Annotated in this window: 3 protein-coding genes; 1 reads left to right on the top strand and 2 read right to left on the bottom strand. The window is 74.3% G+C overall.

What is annotated here, in order from left to right; translation table 11 throughout:
• Nucleotides 1-1,227: CapA family protein (locus ACFT55_RS19170; RefSeq protein WP_380245442.1), on the top strand; the 1,227-nt coding region annotated here is incomplete at its 5' end.
• Between the two features lie 15 nt (nt 1,228-1,242).
• Here ACFT55_RS19170 and ACFT55_RS19165 read toward each other — a convergent pair.
• A complete protein-coding gene (locus tag ACFT55_RS19165) occupies nt 1,243-3,987 on the bottom strand; it encodes a DNA translocase FtsK 4TM domain-containing protein (RefSeq protein WP_380245441.1) in 2,745 nt (914 codons plus the stop codon).
• Between the two features lie 196 nt (nt 3,988-4,183).
• A partial coding sequence (locus ACFT55_RS19160; protein WP_380245440.1) for an adenosine deaminase occupies nt 4,184-4,612 on the bottom strand: 429 nt, incomplete at its 5' end.

The raw sequence follows: 4,612 nt of genomic DNA, 5'->3' as shown, positions 1-4,612 counted from the left end.
GTCCTCGGCGTGGCCGGGGCGTTCGGCCTCGGCACCCTCTTCGGCGCCTCGCCGGGGGTGCCGGGCGCGGGGTCGACGCCCCCGGCGGCCCCACCGACATCCAGCGCAGCATCCAGCCCGACATCGAGCCCGTCACCGCGGCCCGCGGTGTTCACCCTCCTGGCAGCGGGGGACGTGCTCCCCCACGGGCCGGTCGTGGACTCCGCGGGCGGCGGCCAGGACCCCGACTTCTCCCCGCTGCTCGCCGGCCTCGACCGCTGGGTGCGGGGTGCCGACCTCGCGCTGTGCCACCTGGAGGTCCCTGTGGCGCCGAAGGGGACCCTGCCGACGGGCTACCCGCTCTTCGGCGCACCGCCGGGGCTGCTGCGCGACCTGCACGAGCAGGGCTGGGACGGCTGCTCCACCGCGTCGAACCACTCGGTGGACCGCGGCTACCCCGGGGTGCGTGCCACGCTGCGACGTCTGGACGCCGAGGGCATGGGCCACGTGGGGACGGCGCGGAGCGCCGCGGAGCAGGACGCCCCCCAGCTGTACGTGCTCGAGCGCGCCGGCCGGGAGATCACGGTGGCGCACCTGGCGGCGACCTACGGGCTGAACGGCCTCCCGACGCCCGCGGACGCGCCGTGGGCGGTGAACCTCATCGACGCCGACCACCTCGTCGCCCAGGCGCGCGCCGCACGCAGGGCCGGCGCCGACGTCGTGGTCGTCAGCCTCCACGCGGGGACGGAGTACACCGAGACGCTCACCGACCAGCAGGAGGACGTGGTCCGTCGTCTGGCGCGGTCGCGGCAGGTCGACCTGGTCATCGGGCACCACGCCCACGTGCCGCAGCGCATCGACCGGGTGGGGCGGGGGCCGGGCGGGCACGGCATGTGGGTGGCGTACGGCCTGGGCAACCTGCTGTCCAACCAGAGCAGCGCGTGCTGCGACGCCCGGACGAGCAACGGCGTGCTCCTCACCGCGACGTTCACCCAGGAGGCGCCGGACGAACCGACCCAGGTGTCGGCCCTGCGCTGGACCGGGACCACGGTGGACCTCGCCGCGGGCCACGAGGTCCACGTGCTGCCCGACGTCCTGGACGACCCGGCGAGCACGACCCTGTCCGGTGCGGAGCTCGGGGCACGTGCGGACCGGGTCGCCGACGCGGTGGGCCACGTCGCGCGCGAGCGGCGCCGACCCCCCGAGGCGACGGGCCTGCCCCCACGGGTCGTACCGCACGGACGGTGACCGACCGGCGCGGACTCAGCGCCAGCCGTGCTCGGGGTCGGTGTCCGCGTCGTCGTGGTAGTCGGTGGCCACGGGCGGGGCGTGCCCGTCCGTGCCGTCCGCGTAGGGGTCGGCGGGAGCTCCGCCTCCCGCGGTGTCGGCGTCCTGGTCGTACGCCTGGGGCGTCTCCCCGCGGATCAGCGCGAGCGCCGAGGGCAGGTCGTCCGGCGTCACGAGCACCTCGCGGGCCTTCGACCCCTCGGACGGCCCGACGATCTCCCGCGACTCCAGCAGGTCCATGAGCCGGCCGGCCTTGGCGAAGCCCACCCGCAGCTTGCGCTGCAGCATGGACGTCGAGCCGAACTGCGTGGTCACGACCAGCTCGGTCGCCTGCAGCAGCAGGTCGAGGTCGTCGCCGATGTCCTCGTCGACCTGCTTCTTGGCCGCGGCCGGTGCGGTGACGTCCTCCCGGTAGACGGGCTTGAGCTGCGCCTTCACGTGCTCGACGACGCTGTGCACCTCGGACTCGGTGACCCAGGCGCCCTGCACGCGCATCGGCTTGGCCGCGCCCATGGGCAGGAAGAGGGCGTCACCCTGGCCGATGAGCTTCTCGGCCCCGGGCTGGTCCAGGACCACGCGCGAGTCCGCCAGCGAGGACGTCGCGAAGGCGAGGCGGGAAGGCACGTTCGCCTTGATGAGGCCGGTGACGACGTCGACCGAGGGCCGCTGGGTGGCGAGCACCAGGTGGATCCCGGCGGCGCGCGCGAGCTGCGTGATGCGCTGGATCGAGGCCTCGACGTCCCGCGGGGCGACCATCATGAGGTCCGCGAGCTCGTCGACCACGACCAGCAGGTACGGGTAAGGAGCGATCTTGCGCTCGGAGCCGGGCAGCGGCTTCACCTTGCCGGCGCGCACGGCGGAGTTGAAGTCGTCGACGTGCTTGTACCCGAAGGTCGCGAGGTCGTCGTACCGGGCGTCCATCTCGCGCACCACCCAGTCGAGGGCCTCCGCGGCCTTCTTGGGGCTGGTGATGATGGGCGTGATGAGGTGCGGGATGCCCTCGTAGATCGTCAGCTCGACGCGCTTGGGGTCCACCAGCACGAGCCGGACCTGCTCCGGCGTGGCCCGCATGAGGATCGAGGTGATCAGCGAGTTGATGAAGCTGGACTTTCCCGCGCCCGTGGCACCCGCCACCAGGATGTGCGGCATCTTCGCGAGGTTCGCGACGACGTAGCCGCCCTCGACGTCCTTGCCCACGCCCATGATCATCGGGTGCTCGGTGCGGCGGGCGGCCGAGGACCGCAGCACGTCGCCGAGGACGACGGTCTCGCGGTCGGAGTTCGGGATCTCGATGCCGATCGCGGACTTGCCCGGGATGGGCGACAGGATCCGCACGTCGGCGCTCGCGACCGCGTACGCGATGTTGTTCGACAGCGAGGTGATGCGCTCGACCTTGGTCTTGGCACCCACCTCCACCTCGTACCGCGTGACGGTCGGGCCGCGGGTGAAGCCCGTGACCTGCGCGTCGACGCCGAAGTCCTCGAAGACCTTCGTGAGGGACTCGACCACCCGGTCGTTCGCCGCGGACCGTGTCTTGTGCGGCGCGCCCTTGACGAGCGACTCCTCGTCGGGCAGCAGGTAGACGGTGTCGCCGTCGAGCATCGGCTGCTCGGCACGCCCCATCGGCGGCAGGTCGCCGGCCGGGGCCGCGGCCCCCTCGTCCGACCGGGTCACCGTGGTGGCGGCGCCGACCGCCTCCACCGGGGCGGTCGCGGGGGCCGCCCCGACGCGCTGGGTGGCCTTCCCCTGCCCGTTCCTGGCTGCCGCGCGTGCCTCGGCCGCCTCCTTCTCCAGGGTGGCCGCCTTCTCGAAGGCCTCGTCGCCCACGTACTCGTCGAGGCCTGCGGCCTCGGCGGCCTCCGCCGCACGCTCGGCCTTCGTCTTGCGGGTGCGCTTCTTGCGCGGCGCGGGGTCGGTGCCGTCGTGCCGGGAGACACCCTCGGCGAGGGCGAGCCCGTCGTCGGCGGTCTCGTCCGGGTCGCGATGGTTGCCCGTGAGCCGGTCGTACAGGCCACGCACCCGCTCCGGGATCCGGTGCACCGGCGTGGCCGTGACGACCAGCAGGCCGAAGAACCCGAGCAGCAGGAACAGCGGCACGGCGACCCACTCGGTCAGGCCCGTCACGACCGGCGTGGCCGCGAGATACCCGATGATGCCGCCTGCGTCCTGGAGGGCGGCGAACCCGTCGCTCGGCGCCGGCGTGCCCTCCGCGATCGCGACGAGCGCGCACACGGACACCACGAGGAAGGCGAGCCCGATGGCGACGCGGGAGTTCGCCTGGGCTCGCTCGGGGTGGCGCATGACGCGGAACCCGAGCCACAGGAGCAGCACGGGCACGGCCACGCCGGCCAGGCCGACGGTGCCGGCGACGACGGCGTGCACGACGGTGCCGAACGTGCCGGAGATCCCCCACCACTCCCGCGCGGCGACGATCAGCGCGAGGGCGATGAGGAAGAAGGCGACGCCGTCTCGGCGGTGCTCGGGTTCCAGGTCTCTTGCTCCCTTGGTGATGCTGCGGGTCAGGCTGCCGAGCCCGTGCGCGACGCCCAGGTACAGGCCCCGCACGGCGCGGACCGGCCAGGACGGCCCCGACCGCGCCGGACGGGCCGGTGCACGACGCCCGTTGCCGCCGCGGCCCGTGCCCTTGCCTTTGCCCGTGCTCTTGCCGGAACGGCCGGAGGACGAGCTGCGGGCGGGCGCACGCCGGGTCGGGGCGGCCACGGATGCGGTCCGCCCCGTTCTCGCCGTGCCCCGCGGAGTCCCGGTGATCCTGCGGGCGGGTGTCCGGGTCGCCATGATGCCCTCACGGTACCCGGGGTCCGGGCCGCGACGCCGCAGGTCCCGGGTGCGTGTTGCCGCCTCGGCCCGCGACGGGCACCCCGGCAGCGGCGCTCGGACCGATCCCCGCGAGAGCCGCTCAGCCTGCCGTGCGCCACTCCTCGACGGCCGCCAGGTGCCGCGCGACCTGCGCCGGTGCCAGGAAGGAGCCGCGGAACGAGGCGGCGGCGAGGTCGGCGCGCTGGTCCCGCGTGAGCCCGAAGGCGGCCGTCACGGCGTCGTCGACCTCGTCGACGTAGCCCCCGAAGTACGCCGGGTCGTCGGAGTTCAAGGACACGGCGAGCCCGGCCGCGAGCATCGCCGGCAGCGGGTGGGCGGCGAGCGACGGCACCGCCTGCAGGCGGACGTTGGAGACGGGGCACACCGTGAGCGGCACCTGGTCCCGCACCAGGCGGTCGACGACGTCGGCGTCCTCCAGCGCGCGGATGCCGTGGTCCACGCGCTCCACGCCCAGCACGTCCAGCACCTCGGTGACGTGCCACGCCGGTCCCTCCTCGGCGGCGTGGGC

This window comes from Isoptericola sp. NPDC057191, from assembly GCF_042670225.1.
In the GTDB taxonomy this organism is placed as follows: Bacteria; Actinomycetota; Actinomycetes; order Actinomycetales; family Cellulomonadaceae; genus Isoptericola.
This window is presented reverse-complemented; position numbering and strand designations above follow the sequence as displayed.